Origin of the sequence: Kribbella capetownensis, assembly GCF_004331485.1 — a bacterium.
Classification (GTDB): Bacteria; Actinomycetota; Actinomycetes; order Propionibacteriales; family Kribbellaceae; genus Kribbella; species Kribbella capetownensis.
This window is the reverse complement of the sequence record NZ_SJKD01000001.1, coordinates 729,853-748,052: the sequence shown is the minus strand read 5'-3', so window position 1 is coordinate 748,052 and position 18,200 is coordinate 729,853. Positions and strand designations below refer to the sequence as shown.

General features: G+C 68.8%; 19 protein-coding genes. 9 read left to right on the top strand and 10 right to left on the bottom strand.

All coding sequences use genetic code 11. The features are described from left to right. The first annotated feature begins 5 nt into the window (after window positions 1-5). The 4 genes from E0H75_RS03670 to E0H75_RS03655 all read left to right on the top strand — a co-directional run bounded on the left by E0H75_RS03670 (window position 6) and on the right by E0H75_RS03655 (window position 4,137). Window positions 6-911, top strand: a complete 906-nt coding sequence (locus tag E0H75_RS03670; protein ID WP_131511590.1) for a carbohydrate ABC transporter permease — start codon at window positions 6-8, stop codon at window positions 909-911. Beyond that, window positions 908-2,152 (top strand): hypothetical protein, encoded by a 1,245-nt coding sequence (locus tag E0H75_RS03665; protein ID WP_131511589.1) that lies wholly within the window; start codon window positions 908-910, stop codon window positions 2,150-2,152. The genes E0H75_RS03670 and E0H75_RS03665 overlap by 4 nt, the downstream gene beginning before the upstream one ends. 141 nt (window positions 2,153-2,293) lie before the next feature. Then, window positions 2,294-2,998, top strand: coding sequence for a hypothetical protein (locus E0H75_RS03660; protein ID WP_131511588.1), 705 nt, complete (start codon window positions 2,294-2,296; stop codon window positions 2,996-2,998). Window positions 2,999-3,159: 161 nt separating this feature from the next. Beyond that, a complete protein-coding gene (locus E0H75_RS03655) occupies window positions 3,160-4,137 on the top strand; it encodes a hypothetical protein (protein WP_131511587.1) in 978 nt (325 codons plus the stop codon). Window positions 4,138-4,232: 95 nt separating this feature from the next. Here the strand turns inward: E0H75_RS03655 and E0H75_RS03650 are convergent, their stop codons facing one another. Beyond that, entirely contained in the window at window positions 4,233-6,287 is a 2,055-nt protein-coding gene (locus E0H75_RS03650) for a YhgE/Pip domain-containing protein (RefSeq protein ID WP_131511586.1), read from the bottom strand. Next, window positions 6,284-6,976: an ATP-binding cassette domain-containing protein gene (locus E0H75_RS03645; protein ID WP_131511585.1), complete on the bottom strand. Its 693-nt coding sequence runs from the start codon at window positions 6,974-6,976 to the stop codon at window positions 6,284-6,286. Before E0H75_RS03645 ends, E0H75_RS03650 begins: the two co-directional genes overlap by 4 nt. Before the next feature lie 56 nt (window positions 6,977-7,032). Between E0H75_RS03645 and E0H75_RS03640 the strand changes: the two genes are divergently transcribed. After that, complete coding sequence (locus E0H75_RS03640; protein WP_131511584.1) at window positions 7,033-7,662, top strand: TetR/AcrR family transcriptional regulator; 630 nt, start codon at window positions 7,033-7,035, stop codon at window positions 7,660-7,662. Here E0H75_RS03640 and E0H75_RS03635 read toward each other — a convergent pair. From E0H75_RS03635 to E0H75_RS03620, 4 genes are all read right to left on the bottom strand, one after another. After that, window positions 7,643-9,205 carry a molybdopterin-dependent oxidoreductase gene (locus E0H75_RS03635; RefSeq protein ID WP_131511583.1) on the bottom strand — a complete coding sequence of 521 codons (1,563 nt, stop codon included), beginning with the start codon at window positions 9,203-9,205 and terminating at the stop codon, window positions 7,643-7,645. The two genes, E0H75_RS03640 and E0H75_RS03635, sit on opposite strands and share 20 nt — an antisense overlap. 133 nt (window positions 9,206-9,338) lie before the next feature. Continuing rightward, window positions 9,339-9,890 (bottom strand): MarR family winged helix-turn-helix transcriptional regulator, encoded by a 552-nt coding sequence (locus E0H75_RS03630; protein ID WP_131511582.1) that lies wholly within the window; start codon window positions 9,888-9,890, stop codon window positions 9,339-9,341. 129 nt (window positions 9,891-10,019) lie between these two features. Continuing rightward, complete coding sequence (locus E0H75_RS03625) at window positions 10,020-11,285, bottom strand: TrbL/VirB6 family protein (protein WP_131511581.1); 1,266 nt, start codon at window positions 11,283-11,285, stop codon at window positions 10,020-10,022. Continuing rightward, complete coding sequence (locus tag E0H75_RS03620; protein WP_131511580.1) at window positions 11,285-12,022, bottom strand: DUF8175 domain-containg protein; 738 nt, start codon at window positions 12,020-12,022, stop codon at window positions 11,285-11,287. The genes E0H75_RS03625 and E0H75_RS03620 overlap by 1 nt, the downstream gene beginning before the upstream one ends. Window positions 12,023-12,125: 103 nt before the next feature. Between E0H75_RS03620 and E0H75_RS03615 the strand changes: the two genes are divergently transcribed. Continuing rightward, window positions 12,126-12,923: a metallophosphoesterase family protein gene (locus tag E0H75_RS03615; RefSeq protein WP_238162801.1), complete on the top strand. Its 798-nt coding sequence runs from the start codon at window positions 12,126-12,128 to the stop codon at window positions 12,921-12,923. Window positions 12,924-13,004: 81 nt separating this feature from the next. Here the strand turns inward: E0H75_RS03615 and E0H75_RS03610 are convergent, their stop codons facing one another. Next, window positions 13,005-13,649, bottom strand: a complete 645-nt coding sequence (locus E0H75_RS03610) for a GNAT family N-acetyltransferase (RefSeq protein ID WP_131511579.1) — start codon at window positions 13,647-13,649, stop codon at window positions 13,005-13,007. Between E0H75_RS03610 and E0H75_RS03605 the strand changes: the two genes are divergently transcribed. After that, window positions 13,642-14,610: a hydroxymethylglutaryl-CoA lyase gene (locus tag E0H75_RS03605; RefSeq protein ID WP_238162799.1), complete on the top strand. Its 969-nt coding sequence runs from the start codon at window positions 13,642-13,644 to the stop codon at window positions 14,608-14,610. The two genes, E0H75_RS03610 and E0H75_RS03605, sit on opposite strands and share 8 nt — an antisense overlap. Before the next feature lie 41 nt (window positions 14,611-14,651). After that, window positions 14,652-15,491: a helix-turn-helix transcriptional regulator gene (locus E0H75_RS03600; protein WP_131511578.1), complete on the top strand. Its 840-nt coding sequence runs from the start codon at window positions 14,652-14,654 to the stop codon at window positions 15,489-15,491. A gap of 3 nt (window positions 15,492-15,494) precedes the next feature. Here the strand turns inward: E0H75_RS03600 and E0H75_RS03595 are convergent, their stop codons facing one another. After that, window positions 15,495-15,881, bottom strand: coding sequence for a VOC family protein (locus tag E0H75_RS03595; protein WP_131511577.1), 387 nt, complete (start codon window positions 15,879-15,881; stop codon window positions 15,495-15,497). A gap of 5 nt (window positions 15,882-15,886) precedes the next feature. Then, window positions 15,887-16,582: an EcsC family protein gene (locus E0H75_RS03590; RefSeq protein WP_131511576.1), complete on the bottom strand. Its 696-nt coding sequence runs from the start codon at window positions 16,580-16,582 to the stop codon at window positions 15,887-15,889. Window positions 16,583-16,815: 233 nt separating this feature from the next. Between E0H75_RS03590 and aat the strand changes: the two genes are divergently transcribed. Continuing rightward, on the top strand, window positions 16,816-17,439 hold the full coding sequence (gene aat, locus E0H75_RS03585; protein WP_238162797.1) for a leucyl/phenylalanyl-tRNA--protein transferase: 624 nt from the start codon (window positions 16,816-16,818) through the stop codon (window positions 17,437-17,439). Here aat and E0H75_RS03580 read toward each other — a convergent pair. Next, window positions 17,432-18,124: a TetR/AcrR family transcriptional regulator gene (locus tag E0H75_RS03580; protein WP_131511574.1), complete on the bottom strand. Its 693-nt coding sequence runs from the start codon at window positions 18,122-18,124 to the stop codon at window positions 17,432-17,434. The genes aat and E0H75_RS03580 overlap by 8 nt on opposite strands. Between the last annotated feature and the right edge of the window lie 76 nt (window positions 18,125-18,200).

Sequence of the window (18,200 nt, the reverse complement as noted above, 5' to 3'; positions counted from 1 at the left end):
CACAGGTGGCCACACTGATGGATCCGGCCCGGATCGACGCCGCCCCGGCTCCCGCCGTACCGGACCCGCCGACCGGGCGGACCGTGGGATCACGGGTGCTGGGCGGCACGTCCCAGGGCTTCGTTCTCGTCTGGGGCGCGATGGTGCTGTTCCCGCTGCTCTGGGCGGTGCTCAGCTCGTTCAAGTCCGACGCGGACATCTTCAAGAGTCCGTGGAGTCTGCCGTCGGTATGGCACTGGGACAACTTCTCCCGGGCCTGGAGCGAGTCCCACATCGGCACCTACTTCTTCAACAGCGTGATCGTCGTCTGTGGCGGCGTACTGCTGACGCTGCTGCTGTCGTCAGCGGTCGCGTACGTGCTGGCGCGCTTCGAGTTCCCGGGCAGCCGGGTGCTGTACTACGTCTTTGTTGGCGGCATGGTGTTCCCTGGGTTCATGGCCCTCGTGCCGTTGTTCTTCGTCGTTCAGAACCTGGGTCTGCTCAACACGTACCTCGGCCTGATCCTGGTGTACGCGACCCACGGCATGTCGTTCTCGGTGTTCTTCCTGACCGCGTTCTTCCGGACCCAGTCCAAGGAACTCGCCGAGGCGGCCCTGGTCGACGGCTGCTCACAGTGGGGTGTGCTGTTCCGGATCATGCTGCCGCTGGCCCGCCCCGGTCTGGTCAGCATCGGCATCTTCCAGTTCCTCGGGATGTGGAACGAGTACCTGCTCCCGCTGGTGCTCAACACCGACGAGAGCCGCTACCTCGTCACCCAGGGACTGGCCAACATCGCGGTGACCCAGGGGTACCACAGCGATTTCTCCGGCTTGTTCGCCGGACTGACCATTTCGATCCTCCCCGTGCTGGCGGTCTATCTTGCCTTCCATCGACAGATCAGCACGGGTATGACTGCTGGAGCCCTCAAGTGACCGATCTCCTGCTCGCCGCGACGTCGCTCGACGTCACCCCACCGCCAGGGCACCGCCTGGATGGCTACGCGGCCCGGACCGCTCCCGCGACCGGGGCCGCGGACCCGTTGCGAGCCACCATCATCTGGCTCAGTACGGCGGACGACCCCGGGGTGTTGTGGCTGACTCTGGACGCGATTGCTGTCGGCAAGCAACTGACCACGGAACTGGCCGCGGCCGCCGCCAAGGTGGCCGGGATCCCGCCGGCGAACGTGGTGGTGTCCGCTTCCCACACCCACTCCGCGCCGTCCGGCTGGACCGGCCAGATCCACCCGGTCATCCCGGCCGAGCGGGAGCCGGTCCTGTACGAGGCGTTGACCGCGTCGATCGCCAATGCAACGTTGGAGCGCCGTCCGGTGACGGCGTCCTGGCGATCGATCGAGGTGATCGGGGTCGGCACCAACCGGCACCGGCAGAACGGTCCGCACGACAACACCGCCGGCATCCTCGCGCTCCACTCGCTCGAGGGCGCGTTGGAGGCGATCCTGCTGGACTTCGCCTGCCACCCGACAACCCACGGCCCGGAGAACCTGCAGTACTCTGCCGACTGGCCAGGCGCCGCCCGCGCCGCGTTGGCCCCGGCGGTGGTCGGCTACCTCCAGGGCGCCGCCGGCGACGTCAGTCCGCGGTTCACCCGCCAAGGCCGCGGTGCCGTCGAGGTCGCACGCTTGGGCGGTCTGCTCGCGTCCCGGGTCCGCGAGGCGTTGGCCGGCCCGGGCCTCGAGCTGCCCCAGTCCGCCCCGGTCATCCGCCGTACGACGATCAGCCTGCCGGTCCGCGACCTACCGTCGGCCGACGATCGGGCCTCGGCCGTCGCGACGGCCGAGCGATCCTTGCGTGACGGCGTCGACGACCCGTCGGCCCGGATCGCGCAGACGCGTCTCGACGGGGCGCGCGGCCAGGCGCTGATGGCTGCGGCGTCGTTGCCGGAGACGCTGGACCTGCCGGTCAGCGTGGTGACGATGGGCGACGTGTGCTGGGTCAACCTGCCGGTCGAGTTGTTCGCCCTGCACGGTGCCTGCCTGCAGGCGGACAGTACGCATCCGATCACCCGCGTCATCGGCTACACGGATGGCTACTACGGGTACATCGTCGACCCCTCGGCCGCCGACTCCGGCGCCTACGAAGCCCTCATCACCTTCTTCGACCAACCCACCACCAACCGCCTCCTCTCCGAGACCGCCGCCTTCGTCAACAGTTAGCTCCCCGAGCCACTGGGATCAGTTGCTTCCGGCTCCGATGTAACACTCCGTGTTCCCCCACCGATGTAGCACCCGGTGGCCCCTCCTGGTCTAGTCCGGGCAGGGGCAGCACCATCACCACTCACGAGGGGGGAGACACCTGTGTCTCAGCAGGACCAGCAGCACCCGGCCGGGGGGCCGCAGTACACGAACCAGCCCAACCAGGCTCCGCCGGGGGGCTACCCGCCGGCGGTCCAGGGCGCGCCGCCCGGTTGGCAGCAGACCACAGCGCCGAGGAAGAAGACTCACAAATTCCGCAATTTCGTGGTCTTCCCGGTCGGCGGCCTCATCGCGTTGATAGTCGTCATCTCGGCGGCCAGCGGCGGGGGCGCCGGCGACAACAACACCGCCTCGACCGGCTCCGACACCGCCACGTCGGCTCCGGCACCCAAGGCCAGCGCCAAGCCGTCGAGCAAGGCCGCGACCACCACCCAGGCGCCGAAGACGCAGGCACCGGCCACCACGGAGTGTGAGGGAAGCCGGAACGACCCGTGCGAGATCTCCCTGGGCAAGGCCTTCACGACCGGCAAGCATGAGATGGCCGCTGGTTGGAAGCTCGCGCCGCAGTCCTACGGCGGCTACAAGCTCGTCGGAAACCTCAAGAACACCTCCGACGGGCCGAGTATGGCCTTCTTCACGGTGAAGTTCCTGATGGGCCCCAGCGTGCTGGCCAGTTTCCAGTGCTCCAGTACTGGCGACCTGGAGGTCGGGCAGTCTGAGGACATCGAGTGCATCAACATGTCCGACACCGAGAAGACTCTGAAGCCGGGCAAGTACGACAAGATCACCGCGCAAGCCGACTTCTGATGTGCAAGGCCGTCATCAGCAAGGCGGCCTTGCACACGAGGTCGACAAGCAACTGATCAAGGCGGGGCGCTGGCGGGTGGTTGCCAGGTGCAATGTCCGGGTTCGATGCCCGGCGTCTCACGATCCGGCCACGGGGGCCGGGCACCTGGAGGGGGAACACGATGCACAAGCACACTGGCCGCGCTGCGGTACTGGGGGTGGCGGCGATCGTCGCCACGGTGGGGCTGACTGGAGGTGCGTCGGCGAGTCCTGCACCGGCACCGCATACGGCTGCGGCCGTCGTCCCGGGGCCGAACACCGTCGGCACGGCGCAGCTGAAGAACCAGGCGGTCACCGCCGCGAAGATCGGCCCGTCCGCGGTGTGGGGTTCGATGATCCACACCAACACCATCCCGCTGGACCGGATGGGCTGGGACTTCCGGCAGGCCATCGCGGCCGCGGACGTCTCCAAGGCCGACGCGATCAAGTCGTCCAGCCAGATCAAGGCCGGGACGGTCGACGAGTCCGACCTGAACGCCGCGCTCCAGGCGAAGATCAACGGCCCGGTCGGGACGACGTACCTGAAGAACTGGGGCGAGATCTTCCGCAACACGATCGGCAACGCCCGGGCCGAGCTGGGCCAGTCCTCGTCCGGCGAGGGCCTGAACTTCAACGTCCCGACCGGCAACGACGCGGTCATGTGGGGCAACGAGGCCGACTTCACAGGCAAGCCGGTCGCCCTCAGCGCGGTCAAGTACGAGGTCTTCCAGACCGGTGAGAACTCGGCGATCGCGGGCAACATGCCCTCGATCAAGTTCGAGATGAACCCCGACGTGGCCGGGGCGACCTACACCACGCTGGTGTACTCGCCGGACAACTCGGCCTCGAACGCCTGGACCAAGATCGACGCGAAGGCCGACACCGGCAACCACTGGGGCTTCACCGGTACGTACTTCAACACCGGCACCGACCGGTGCGGCATCAACGGTTCCCGGTGCACCCTGGCCGAGGCGCTGGCCGTTCTCGGCGACGACGCCAAGTTCATCTCCGCCGGCGTCGGCAAGGGCCGGGACAACGCCTGGCACGGCGCGATCCGGTCGCTGACCGTCGGCAGCACCACCTACAACTTCACCGCTGGTGGCGTACTGGCCGCCAACTGACGGCCAGCTCGTCGTTCGTCGGAACCGCGGACAAGAAGTGGGGACCTCGGACAGGGACTAACCTGTCCGAGGTCGCCGGTAGGTGTCCGCGCGCTTTACAGGGCCAGCTCCGGTTGGAGCTTCTTGGCCGGCCAGACACGTTGGTTGCGGGCGGCCAAGGTCGAGGCGGCGAGGGCTACGGCGAACCAGGCTGCGAGGGCCAGGAGATCGCGGCCGAGGGAGGTGCCGGGGCCGCCGTACATGAGGTGGCGGACGCCGTCGATCGCGTAGCTCATCGGGAGCGCGTGGTGGAAGAAGTACAGCGGCGTGGGGATTGTCTGCCACGGGAAGGTGCCGCCGGCACTGACCAGCTGGATCACCATCAGCACCAGGCCGAGGAACTTGCCGACGGCACCGAACCACGCGGACAACGCGTGCAGGATCGCGACGAACGTGAACGACGTCAGGATCAGGAAGCCGACGGTCAGCCAGGGGTGGGCCGCGTGGATGCCGAGGCCGAGGGTCACCGCGGTGAACACCAGCGTCGCCTGAACCGCGCCGAAGAGGGCCGGGGGCAACCACCCGCCGAGGGCGACCCGGAACGGCGACTGCAAGGCGGCCAATGCTCGCGGTGACAACGGCCGGACCAGCAGGAAAAGGACGTACGCACCGATCCAACAGGCGAGGCTGAGGAAGAACGGTGCCAGGCCGGCGCCGTAGCTGTCCGCGGTCGCCTGTGAGACGTTCCGCAGCGTGACGGGTGCGCCGAGGGTCTCGGCGACCGCCTTCCGCTGGTCGGCGGACGGGTTGGGGATCTGCTTGACGCCCTTGGCCAACCCGGTGTTGAGCTGGGTCGCGCCCGTCTTCAGCTGGGTGACTCCACCGGCCAGGCTGTTCACACCGGTGAGCAGTTGGCCCTGACCGGTCACCGCCTGCTTCTCGCCGGCCGCGAGTTGCTGGGCGCCGGTCTGCAGGCTCGTGAGTCCGGTCTTCAGCTGGCCTGCTCCGGTGTCGAGTTGCTTGGCGCCGTTGGCCGCCGTACTGATGCCGTTCGTCAGCGCCGGCGTTGCCTTGGCCAGCGTGGCGGCGCCGTTCGAGACCTTGCGGGCGCCGGCCGCGAGCTGGTTGAGCTGCTTCGAGGTCGACTGGATCTTGGTGTTCGCGGTGACGACCGGAGCGCGCAGCTCGGCGAGCACCTGGTTGATCTGCGCCTGCGTGAAACCGCGGGCCTTCAGCCGCTGCGCGAGGGTGCCGTCGACCGTGCTGAGGTCCTTGACCAGCGTGCTGGACGCGGTCGCGACCTGGCGTCCGACGGTGGCGATCTGTTCGTTGCCGTCGGCCACTTGATCGGCGCCGTTGGCAAGCGTCTTGGTCTGCTTCGGCAGTGTCGCAGTCTTGCGCTTGAGAGTGCCGAGGCCCGAATCCAGCTTGCCGGCGCCCGATGCGAGCTCGGTCGCGCCTTGCGACGCCTCGGTAGTACCGGTCGCCAGCTTCGTCGCGCCGGCGGAGAGCTGCTTCTGCGCGGTGTTGAGCTGGGTCGCCCCGGTCTGCGACTGCGTGGCACCGGATGCCGCGCTGGTGAGACCAGTCTGGAGTTGCGCGGCACCGGCGGCCGCCTGACTGACCTGCGTGTGGATCGTGTTGTAGCCGGCCAGCAGCTTGCTCGCCGCGGTCTCGCTGACCTGCGATGCGACGGTCTTGGTGACCTGCGCGACGACCTGGTTCGCGATGGTGTGGGCGAGGTAGTTGTTGGCGTCGTTGGTGAGCAGCTCGAGATTCGCCTGCCGGGGCGTGAAGTCCGCACTCGACGCCAGGTCGCCCGAGAACGACTTCGGCAGCACCAGGGCGAACTCGTACTTGCCGTCCGACACCCCGTCGGCGGCGGCGGCCCGATCCACCTTGTGCCAGTCGAAGCTCTTCGACTTGACCAGTTCGTCCGCGACCTCCGGTCCGACGTTCAGCTTCTCGCCGGTGGACAGCGTCGTACCTGCGTCCTCGACGACGACAGCGGTGGGGATCTTGTCGAGGCGGCTGTACGGATCGTGGTTGGCGTAGAGGTAGAGGCCGCCGTACAGGACCGGCACGAGCAGCAGTGCGACCACCGCCAGCTTCGGCAATCGGCCCGCGGTCAATCGCCGCAGCTCACTCAACGCCATCCGCAGCGCGGTCACGCCTTCAGCTCCTCATCAATGGCAGTCATGGGTTTCACCGGCGCGACGGGGGCGACCTGGATCGGCTCGGGCTGGTCGACAGAACCAAGCTGTGCGGCCGGCACACCCAGGAGACGCGCAGATGCATCAGCACAGGTGATGATCACGCCGTACCCGCGAGACGCCAGGCGCCGGCCGAGGGCGTACCACTCCTGCGGATCGCCGCCATGGCGGTCCGGCATCGTCAGGATGACCGCTTGTACGTCGGGTCGCGTCACTGTGAGCTCGGCGAGTAACTCGGTCCGCTCGGCGACCGGTAGATGCTCGAAGCGCTTGCCTGCGTGCTGTGTGGCGTCATGATCGTCGAGCCACTCCAGCACTGCCTTCCGGCCGGCCTTGCGTCCAGCGATCGCCAGCTCCTCGCCGATCACCGTCTGCACTGGCAGCGCGTCGTCCGGTTCGGTGATGCCGGGCGCGTCGACCACGGCTACCCGGCGGCGCAGCAGAGCGGCGTCAGTCGCGCCGTCCAGCCGCACCCGGCCGGTGTCGGGTCGCAGCCGACCTGACAGTCCGAGGGCTGCCGCGATATGTCCGGGGCCTGGGTAGCCCGCCAGCAGCACGACCTGATGGTCGGCGACGCCCACCGATGTGGTGTCGAGCATCGGTGCGTGTGGGCCGCGCACGCTGATCCGGCTGGCCTCGAGCTGCATCCCGCTTCCCCGTTCAATACGGTTGTGTATTCAATACAGAACTGTATCCTACTCCGATGGATGCACCCAAGCGCCGCCGCTCCGCCACTCGGGCCCGCCTCCTCGACGGTGCCCTCGAGGTGTTCGCCGAGCGCGGATTCCACGGCGCATCGGTGGAGGACATCTGCGAGCGGGCCGGCTTCACCCGTGGCGCCTTCTACTCGAACTTCGGGTCCAAGGACGAGCTCGTGCTGGCGTTGTTCCAGGCAACCACCGACCGCCTGCTCGAACAGATCGGTGCGCTGCTGCCGGACCTTGCGAATCAGCCAGGCACGCTGCTGGACGCCGTACTAGGACTGCTCGACGAGGCGGCCGGGGACCAGCGGCAGTGGCATCTGATCTCGACCGAGTTCACCCTGCACGCGTTGCGGAATCCGGAAGCGGCGCGGGCGCTCAATCGGCAGCGGGCGATGTTCCGGACCAGCCTGACCAAGCTGGTCGAGGAGATTTCCGAGACCAGCGGGATGCGGATGAGCGTCCCGGCGGAGCAGTTCGTCCGGCTCGTCATCGCCGTACACGAAGGTGCGCGGTCACAAAGCCTGCTGGAGCCCCGGAAGGTCCCGGCCGGCTCGCTCGAACGCACCTTCCTGCCGATGGTCCTGACCGCCGTGACGACCCAGAAACGACCTAGTTCACCTTCACGCTGACCGTGTGCAGGCCGGTCGCGCCGTTCGGTGCGGGTGAGGCCGAGGCCTCGACCTGAGGGTTTCCCTTGGCATCGAACGCGCGGGACTGCAGCATGTGCATCCCGTGCGGCGCGTTGTCCCAGGTCCAGTGCCACTGCCGCCAGGTGTCGATCGACGCGTCCGTCGCCAGCGTCGCCTCGTGCCACGGGCCGCCGTCCACCCGGACCTCGACCTTCGACACCCCGACGTGCTGGTCCCACGCGACCCCGGCCACCGTGACCTGACCCGCCGGCACCTCTTTGCCGCCCGGTACGTCGATCCGCGACGACAACTTGATCGGTCCGAGCGCCGACCAGCCGCGCGGCGTCCAGTACCCCTCGAACTGGTCGAACCGGGTCACCTCGATGTCCGTCAGCCACTTCGTCGCGGACACATACCCGTACAGCCCGGGTACGACGATCCGCACCGGGAAGCCGTGCTCGACCGGCAACGGCTGCCCGTTCATCGCGTACGCCAGCATCGCCTGACGATCGTCGAGCAGTGTGCTGAGCGGCGTACCCGCGGTGAAGCCGTCCTTCGACGTGGACTGGATCGCGTCGGCGTCTGAGGACGGGCCGGCCTCCTGCAGCAGGTCCTTGAGCAGTACTCCGGACCACATCGCGTTCCCGATCAGGTCGCCGCCGACCTCGTTGCTCACGCAGGTCAGCGTCACCCATTTGTGCAGGACCGGCCGCTTCAGCAGGTCGTCGAAGCTCAACTCGATCTCGCGGTCGACCATCCCGTGGACGCGTAGCTTCCAGTCCGACGGCAGGATCTGCGGCACCGACAGCGCCGTGTCGATCCGGTAGAAGTCGTCGTTCGGGGTGACCCACGGCACCGCGCCTTCGGCCTGCGCACCCGCCGGCGCGTCGAGGCTCGGCGGCTTCGGCAGATTGAGCGCCTTCCGTGCATCGGCCACCGCGGCACGGTTCCCCGAGACGACCCGGCCGAGCAGGCCGACAGCCGCTGAGCCGATCGCGACTCCGGCCGACAACTGCAGGAATCCGCGTCGGCTCACGCCGTCGTCGGGCCCTTGGAGGAGCGGCTCGAGCCGCCTGCTGAAGAGCCGCAGAATGATCAGGGCCGTGATCCCGGCGACCGCCGACGGCAGGAACCCGGTCTGTCCGGCGTCCGCCCGCGTCGCCGCCGCGATCACCGCCGCCCCCGTCAGTACGACGATGATCAGCGCGCCGGCCCAGTAGCGCCGTACCGCGAGAATGCCGCCGATCGCGGCCAGGGCGAGCAGGACGATCACGATGCCGACCCGCAGCGCGGTCTTGTCGTTGGTGCCGAACCAGGAGATCGCCAGGTCCTTGAGCCACGGCGGGACCCGGTCGATGAACGCCGACCCGATCGCGACCACGGGTGTCTGCGAGGTGCCGAGGAGGCCGGCGGCGACGCTCCCGGCCGCCAGTCCGGCCAGAGCGGCGAGGATGCCACCCACGGCACCACGCCAGCGGACCCCGTTCCTGCCCTCGGTACGACGTTGGGGCGCCCGCGGCTGGTCGACGAGTTGCTGGTTCACCTCTCAACCATTACGCGGCGGGGCGCCCGACACCAGTCGGGCGCCCCATCCGTTAGTCGCGGGTAATACAAGGATCGAGTTGTTCCCCGGATACTGCGTCGGATCCGGGGTCGGATCCGGGGTCGGATCCGGGTCAGATCCGCTCGGGAGAGAGCGGACCCAGCGGTGGCCGGCCATTCGGCCAGCGGCGGGCGTTGTCGCGAACCCGGCGCAACTTGCCGAGCACGACCTCCCGCTCGTCGGACAGTTGGGACATCCAGAGGCTGTCGATCTCCAGGAGGTGATCCGGCAGTGCTTCGCGCAGCCGCCGCTTCCCCTCCTCGGTGAGAACCGCGAACGAGCCGCGGGCATCGTCGGGACAGGGTTCCCGGCGTACCAGACCGAGGTTCTCGGCGCGGTCGACCAGCCGGGTGATGCCGCCGGTGGTGACGGTCAACTCCCGGGCTAGAGAGGTGAGACGCTGCTTCTCCCCGTGACTGCGGGCCAGCCGCAGCAACAGTTCGAACATTGCCATTTGCAGACCACTGCGCTTGAGGGAGTGACGCATCACATGATCGAGTTCGGCCGCTGCTTCTCGCAGCAGACCGTACGCGGTGAGGACGTCGCTTTCCCATGGTTCCGCGGCGCGGGTGGGTTCTGCATCGGCGAGCGCTAGGGGCGAGCAAAGCGAAGGCGCGATGGTCATGCGCGGACTCTATTAGCTGACTAGGTCACTTCGCTACACGGGGTGACCTTTCGGCTACAGATCGACCCCGAACCGACAAGCTCCTGAGCGTAACCCGGCCACCGGTGAGCGCCACCGGCGGGATCTGGTCTAGCTCGGTGCGGACGGCGCACTGCCACTCGGGCCCTTCCTCTCGCGCCGGGGTTCGCGGGATCCGCCGGCCTGGGACAGCGGACCGAAGGACGCGGTCGGAGTGGTCGATCCGCCACCCTGCTCACCGGCGGAGTGCGCCGCCGCACCGGCCAGACCGCCGGCGAACTTCCGTGCGCCGTTCACCATCCCACCGGCCGCGACGACGCCGGGATGCGAACCGACTCCGACCGCACCGGATGCGCCACGGCCCGATCCACCGCCGGACCGCCCAGACCCGGATCCGCCGCCGCCTCGGCCGAAGGCCGATCTGCCGACACCGACGGCGCCGGTCGCCATGCCGCCCGGATCGGCCACTGCGCTGCCCATCCCCGAGCCGCCGCCGGCCACCGCGGCCGTGACCGGGACCAGGAAGCGGAGCAGGGCCGGTAGCGCGAAGATCGCGAGGAACAACATCATCAGGCCGGTGGTGGTCTGCACGAAGCTGTTGCCGGACTGCCCGATGCCGCTCGCGTTCATCTTCAGCGCGGCCGCGTAGATCAGCGCCGCGGCCGGCTTGTACGCGATGAACGCCAGCGACCAGCCGCAGTACTTGCGGAACCAGGCCCGGCCGATCTCGGTGTTGGTCGCGGCCGCGGCCAGCGGGAACGTGCCCGCCAGTAGGATCAGCATCGCCGACCGGATCACCATCAGCACGACCTGGATCAGGGCTGCCAGGATGACGGCGACGCCGGCGAACATCATGATCAGCGTGGCCGGGCTGGTTCCCGTCACCGTGCCCAGGCTGCCTTGCAGTACCACGTTCGCGAGCGCCGTGCCGAGGGTCGTGTCGTTGGGGTGGGCGGAGTGGATGATCGCCTCCGCGAGCCCGTCCGACCACTCGGCCAGCAGTTGCAGTGTCGCGGAGCCGGCCGCGCCGACGACGACGAACACCATTGTTGCCTTGAGCAACTCTTGGAGCGGCCGGGCGCGTTGCTCCCAGGCCAGCCGCATCCCGGCGACCAGTACGGCGACGGTGAAGACGGCCGCCGACACCCACAGCACGTTGCCCTGGAGGAAGTCGACAATCGCACTGTTGCGCGGACTCGAGGTGTCCGCGCCGACCGACAGTGCCGGGCTCGGTTGGTGGATCCAGAAGGTCGCGATCGCCTGAACCCCCTCCGATGCCGCCTGCCCGATGCTCTTCGCGATCTGTTCCAGTGCGTTGGCGGCGACGTGGTTCATCCCGCGGAAGACGTGGCACTCGATCTCCGTCGGCCCACACATCAGACACCGCTCCACGGCACGAAGTCGCTCAGGTCCTGGTGCTGGGAGAACGGATCGCCGACCGCCCCACCGGGAGGCGGTGACTGGAGACGCCAGTCGCCGTCGTACCAGCGCATGGTCAGCGTGATGCTCACGTACGCCGACTCGGCCGGAAGGGCGAGCATGATCGTGGCTCGGTCACCACCGGCGTCGAGCACGCGGAAGCCGGCCACCTGCGAGGCCCCCGAGCCGGACGGCTCCGACTCGCTCTGAGCGCGCCTCAGGGCGTCGGTGTCAGGGCCCGGGACCATCAGCTTCTTGATCGTGGCGAGCGCCTGCTCCTGGTCGGCGAAGGCGGCGACCACGTTGTAGGCGGCGAACACGGCGCCGGTCGGTGAGTGGGCGAAGCAGTGCCGGAAGCCGTCGGCATCGGTCCGGGCGGGTCCGGTCGCGCTTGATCGCGGTACGACGACGCGACGGCTGACCTCCCAGGAGTCCACGGCCGGCGGCTTCGTCGGGATCGTCTGATCACCACCGGGCAGACCGCAACGGCCGTCGCCGGCCGCGGCAGGCTGGGTGTCGGGGGTCCTGGACGCCGCGGGTGGTGGTCCGGTCTGCGCTGCCGCCTGTTGGTCGTCGTCCGAGGTCAGAGCGCTGACCAGCAGCAGAGTGCCGCACAGCAGCACCGCGCTGACGACCACGCAGGCGGTGACGAACCCGCGTCCGAACGATGACTTGTTCTCGTGCTCCGGCCTCATGGATCAAGGCTGGCAAAGATCGGCCGATCGCCGCGGAAGTTATCCACAGGCCTTGGCCGGCACCGGGAAAACCGGTGTCGGTGGGGTGCGGCAGGGTGGAACCATGACGGACATGGGGCTGGAGCGGATCGCGCTGATTTCGGACGTGCACGGGAACCTGACCGCGTTGGAGGCGGTGCTCGCGGACATCGAGCGGCGGGGGATCGAGCGGATCTTCAACCTCGGCGACTATGTCGGGAAGGGACCGCGCGGCCAGGCGGTGGTGGACCGGTGCCGGGAGGTCTGCGAGGTGAACATCCTCGGCAACTGGGACGACTCGCTGCCCAACCCGGACCGGGAGTTCGACAGCGAGGGAATGCGCTGGTGGCAGAAGGAACTGCGCGAGGACCAGGGGATCTGGCTGCGCGGGCTCCCGTTCTGCCACGACTTCCTGCTCAGCGGCCGGCAGATCCGGTTGTTCCACGCCTCCTCGACGAGTGTTCACAAGCGCGTCCGGTTCGACCACGACGAGGCGGAGTACCGGCTGATGTTCGACAACACCGAGGCCACCGGCGACGGACCGATCCCGACGATGGTCGGGTACGCCGACACCCACGACCCGTTCTATGAGGTCGACCTCGGCCGGACGCTGTTCAACATCGGCTCGGTCGGCAACAGCCTGGACGATCCGACCCCGGTCTACACGATCCTCGAAGGCGTGCCGGACTCACCCGATCCGGCGACGTTCTCGATCCAGTTCGTCCGCGTCCCGTACGACGCGCACGCCGAGCTCGAGATCGCCCGCGAACTCGGCATGCCCGAACTCGACGGCTACGAGGCCGAGATCATCCGGGGTCTGTACCGCGGCAACTTCTACGCCGGCGAACCGCACACCTACCACCGCCGGCGCCGCACCGCCTGAGGACGTTGTCCCCAACGTTGTCCACAGGTGTGGATTAGGTGCCCCGAGCAACGGTCCGACCACCGGATGTTCACCCGGTGGTCACTTGACCAGCAGGGCTTCGGAACCTACAGGCCGGTATCCGGCCGCGAAGAACGTGCGCATCGACGCGGCATTGCCCGGTGTGACCTGCGCCCAAACCTGTGCATTCGCAGGAATCAAGGCCCGCGCGGCCCGCGCCAGCCGGCGCCCGTGTCCCTTGCCGCGGGCGTCCTCCGGTACTTCGATCGCACACTCGATGCGGTCCGCGAGTCCACGCCCGGTCAGCACGAAACCGCCGTACTCGTCGAGATACACACGGACGTCGTCGCGGGTGTGCAGGGCGTTCTCGACCCGGGAGTGCTGGTGGTCGGTCACTTCACTGAGCCCGGCGGTCGCTGCCGCGCGCTCTGCCGGGTCGGTGATTGCCGGCGCGAGCAGCATCGCGTCGAGGGAGGCCACGTGGCGGCCGGTCGCCCCCTCGAGAGCCGACAGGAACGGCGGGTTCGTCGGTGCGCACAGGTCGCCCGGTGGCAGTCGCTCCGCGACCCAGGCGGCGTCGACATCGGCGGCGATGACGATGTGTGCGGTGAACGCGAGCAGGCAGGACGCTCGGTCCGACGGCGGGGGCACGACGGTGATGCCGAGGTCCGGGGGCGGGAACGCGCCGCGTTCGACGCCACGCAGAATGTCAGCAAGAGTGTTCATCACGACCATTGTCGGCGGTACGGAGGGCAAGAACATGCGGAAGCCGCAGGTGGAGCGGGCCGACGGACTGCCCGGCCGGGTCACGATCTACGAGGTCGGTCCCCGCGACGGACTGCAGAACGAGTCAGCGATCGTCGACGTGGCGGTCAAGGCCGAGTTCATCCAGCGGCTCGTGGACGCCGGGCTGACGACCATCGAGACGACCAGCTTCGTGCACCCGAAGTGGGTGCCGCAGCTCGCCGACGCCGCGGAACTGCTCGAGCGGCTGGACCTGCCGGAAGTGGTCCGGGCGCCGGTGCTGGTCCCGAACGAGCGTGGTCTCGACCGGGCTCTGGCCGCGGACGTGCGGGAGATCGCGATCTTCGCGAGCGCTACTGAGACCTTCGCCGCGAAGAACCTGAACTCCACGCTGGACGACCAGTTCGCGATGTTCACCCCGACGATCCAGCGCGCGTTGGCCGAAGGGCTGACGGTCCGTGGCTACGTGTCGATGTGTTACGGCGACCCGTGGGAGGGCGACGTACCGATCGATCAGGTCGTGAAGGTCGGTGCGCGGCTGGTCGAGCTCGGGTGCCACGAGCTGTCTCTGGGCGACACGATCGGGGTGGCGACGCCGGGCCAGGTGACCGCGCTGATCGCGGCGTTCGATGCGGCCGGAGTGGGCGTCGACGAGTTGGCTGTGCACTTCCACGACACCTACGGGCAGGCTCTCGCCAACACGTTGACCGCGCTCCGTGCCGGCGTCACCACAGTCGACAGCTCCGCCGGTGGCCTTGGTGGTTGCCCGTACGCCGAGAGCGCGACCGGCAACTTGGCCACCGAGGACCTGCTCTGGCAGCTCGACGGCCTCGGCATCGAGACCGGTGTCGACCTGGAGAAGCTGGTCGCCACCAGCGTCTGGATGGCCGGGCAGCTGGGCAAGCCGTCGCCGAGCCGGGTGGTGCAGGCGCTCGCCGGATAATCCGGTGGGAAATTGTCGGTGGGTGCGGTCAGGATGGTCGGGTGACTGATCGCCGGACCGAGCTGGGGGACTTCCTGAAGGCGCGCCGCGCCCGGGTGTCCCCCGAGGACGTCGGCCTGCCCGCCGGCGGGCGGCGTCGTACGCCCGGACTGCGCCGCGAGGAGCTCGCCCAGCTCGCCGGGGTCGGCGTGACTTGGTACACCTGGCTCGAGCAGGGCCGGCCGATCAATGCCAGCGGACAGGTCCTCGATGCGGTCGCCGGGACGCTCCGACTGAGCTCGATCGAGCGCGAACACCTGTATCGCCTGGCCGAGGCGACTCCGGCGCGCCCGCCGAGTACGAGCCTGTGCGCGGACGAGCAGGTGTTCGCCGAGATCCTCGCCGCGCTCGACCCGTTGCCCGCGGTGATCACGAACACCCGGTTCGACATCGTCCGGACCAACGCGGCGTACCTCGATCTGTTCCACGACTGGCATGCCCTGCCCTGCATCCACAAGAACCTGCTCTGGTGCGTCGTCACCGAGCCGACCGCCCGGCAGCAGCTGCTCAACTACGACACCGAGGTTCCGTATCTGGTCGGCCGGCTGCGCTCCGCGTACGGCGAACATGTCGGCGACCCCGACTGGGAGACGGACCTGGAGCGGCTGCAGAAGCTGAGTCCGGAGTTCGCTCAGCTCTGGTCCCGGCACGAGGTCGCCGCGTGCAGTCCGCGTCCGCGCCACATCCTGCATCCGGTGGCCGGTGAGCTGCATTTCACCGTCACCGAGCTGGCCGTGCCCGCGCATCCAGACCTGGTGTTGTTCGTCGAGACACCGGCCGACGAGGAGACGCGCAGCCGGCTCCCGATGACCCGACGGTCGGTGGAGTCGGCCGCGGTCTGACGGTCAGCGGGACTTGGGCGGACCGCTCGGCGTACGCCAGGTGGTCAGGCAGAACGGGTGTCCGGCCGGGTCGAGGAAGACCCGGAACACCGACGGCTCCGGCTGGAGCGCGCTCGGGATCGCGCCCGCCTCGATGACGCGGGCCTGTCCCGCGTCCAGGTCCGCCGCCATGAAGTCGAGGTGGCACTGCTGCGGCACGCGCGGATCCGGCCAGGTCGGCGCCCGGTGGTTCAGGTCGCGCTGGAAGCCGAGGCTGTACGTCTCGAACCTCAGCTCCACGAAGGCCTCGTGAACGACGGCCAGCTCACCACCCGCAACGCGCTGGTAGAACTCGCCCAGCTCCAGCGGGTCCGGACAGTCGAGCGTCGGCCCCCAGAACGGCGCGACCACGCTCGTCAGGGCTCGATCGGCCGGCGGATGCGCCGGATCAGACTCTTGTCGGCGTACTGACCGATCCGGTACGTCGCAAAGCCGTCGACGGTGGCACCGACCGCGCCACCGAGCAGCGGGATCCGGCGGGTGACGGTGAGCGCCATCCGCTTGCCGCTGATCCGGGCGATCAGCTCCGCGACGACCTCACCGGACACCAGGCGGTCCAGCTCGGGGTCGAACACGGGTGCGGTCGCGATTCCGAGCGGCGACGTCGGCAGGCTCGACTTCTTCAGCCGGTCGGTGACGCCGTCCTCGCCGAGCATGCAGGTGATGACCGCGGTGCGAACGCGCGGGTCGTCCAGGTCGTAGCCGCGGATGTGGGCGATCGCGGCCACCATGCGGGCCTGGACGATCGCGATGCCGGTCATGTTCGCAGGCAGGGCGACCGGGAACGTGACGAGGCCGCCGATGCTGGTGACGAAGCCCTGGACGCCGGCCAGCCGGATGTGCTGGTCGATCACCGCGTCGATCGCGAGCTGCGGATCGTTCTCGACCCTCGCCAGCTTGGCCTCGGCGACCTGCTCCGCGCCGGGGAACCGCTGGTAGCCGTCGATCGCGACCTCGAGAATCTGGCGCAGGACACCCGCCGCGGCCTGGGGTGCGAACCGCTGCGCGGCGGGCGCGAGACTGCTGGCGACGAACTTGGCTACTCCGGCCACGGTGCTCCTTCCGGCCCTCCCCGCGACGGAGTCGGGGCGTGCTTCAACTCTACGTGGCTCCCGGATCGCCGCCACTCGGGAGAAACCCTTGGTGTCCCCTAGGTGGCCGCGCCCCCGCCTGCGCTGGGTGTGTGGCCGGTCACCGCTGGGTGGGCGGGGCGGGTCGATGTGGCGTGGTCCAGGATGGAGGGGTGCCTGTCGAGCCTGCTGGGTCTGTCTGGGAGTTTCCGCCGGTGGCGGTCGCTGGGGCGAGTGACGTGGTCGCGGGTGGCGCGGATCTGGCTCCGGGGACGGTACTGGCGGCGTACCGGGCGGGGTTGTTCCCGATGCCGGACCACCGGGGTTCGGTGCTGTGGTGGTCGCCGGTCGATCGGGGTGTGATCGAGGTGGCCGGGTACAGGCCGTCGCGGACGGTACGGCGGGCGCGGAGCAAGTTCGAGATCCGGGTGAACACCGCGTTCGACCAGGTCATCCGGGCTTGCGCCGATCCGCGCCGGCCCGGCTCGTGGATCGACCGGGACATCATCGCGTCGTACACCGAACTGCACCGGCTCGGCTGGGTGCACTCGGTCGAGGCCTGGGACGGCGACGAGCTCGCGGGCGGCCTGTACGGCGTCGCGATCGGCGGGCTGTTCGCCGGGGAGTCGATGTTCCACCACAAGACCGACGGGTCGAAGGCTGCGGTGGCCGGGCTGGTCGAGCTGCTGGACGACGAGTACGCCGCCGACCGCGTTCTCGACATCCAGTGGGTGACGGACCATTTGGCCACGCTCGGCGCGGTCTCGATCCCTCGGGAGGCCTATGTACGCCGGGTCGCGGAGGCTGTGAAACTGCCGCTACCCAAGGCTTTCAGCTGAGGCCGATGAACTTGGCCATCTGCCGGGTGGCCGCATCGTAGAAGTCGTCGGCTGGATCCATCGTCCCGACCAGCTGACCGAACAACTCGAAGCTGATCATCCCGAACAGTTGGGTCCACGCGATCACCACCCGCAGCAGGATCCGGTGCGGTACGCCGGGAGCGATCTCGGCAATCACGTCGAGCTGTTCGGGCAGCTTGCCGGTGGGCTCCGGCGCGTCATCGAGAAGCTTGAGCCAGCCCTCCGCGTGGGCCTGGCTCACGATGCGCAGCAGGACGATCGGCGTCCGGGCGGCGGGCTCGACCGTCGCCTGCGGTGCTTGGTAGCCGCTGATCGGTGAGCCGTAGATCAGGGCGTACTCGTGTGGGTTGGTGCGTGCCCACTCACGCAGGGCGGCGCACACCGCGAGCCATGCCTGGAGCGGGTGCTCGTAGTCCTTCGCTGCGGCCGACTCGGCCGCCATACCGAGAGCGTCGTACGCGTCGATGATCAGAGCGGTGAGTAGGTCGTCGCGGCTCGGGAAATACCGGTAGAGGGCGGACGACACCATGCCGAGCTCGCGCGAGATCGCGCGCAGCGACAGCGACTCGGCTCCCTCGGTCGCGAGCTGCCGGCGGGCGGCCGCCTTGATCTCCTCGGTGAGCTCGGCGCGGGCTCTCTCGCGTGCGGTGCGTCCGGCGTTCATAGAGGCAGTGTGCCATAAAATCGAGAGCAGTGCTCTTGACAAGGAGCGCTGCTCCGGTGTTCACTGATCACAACAG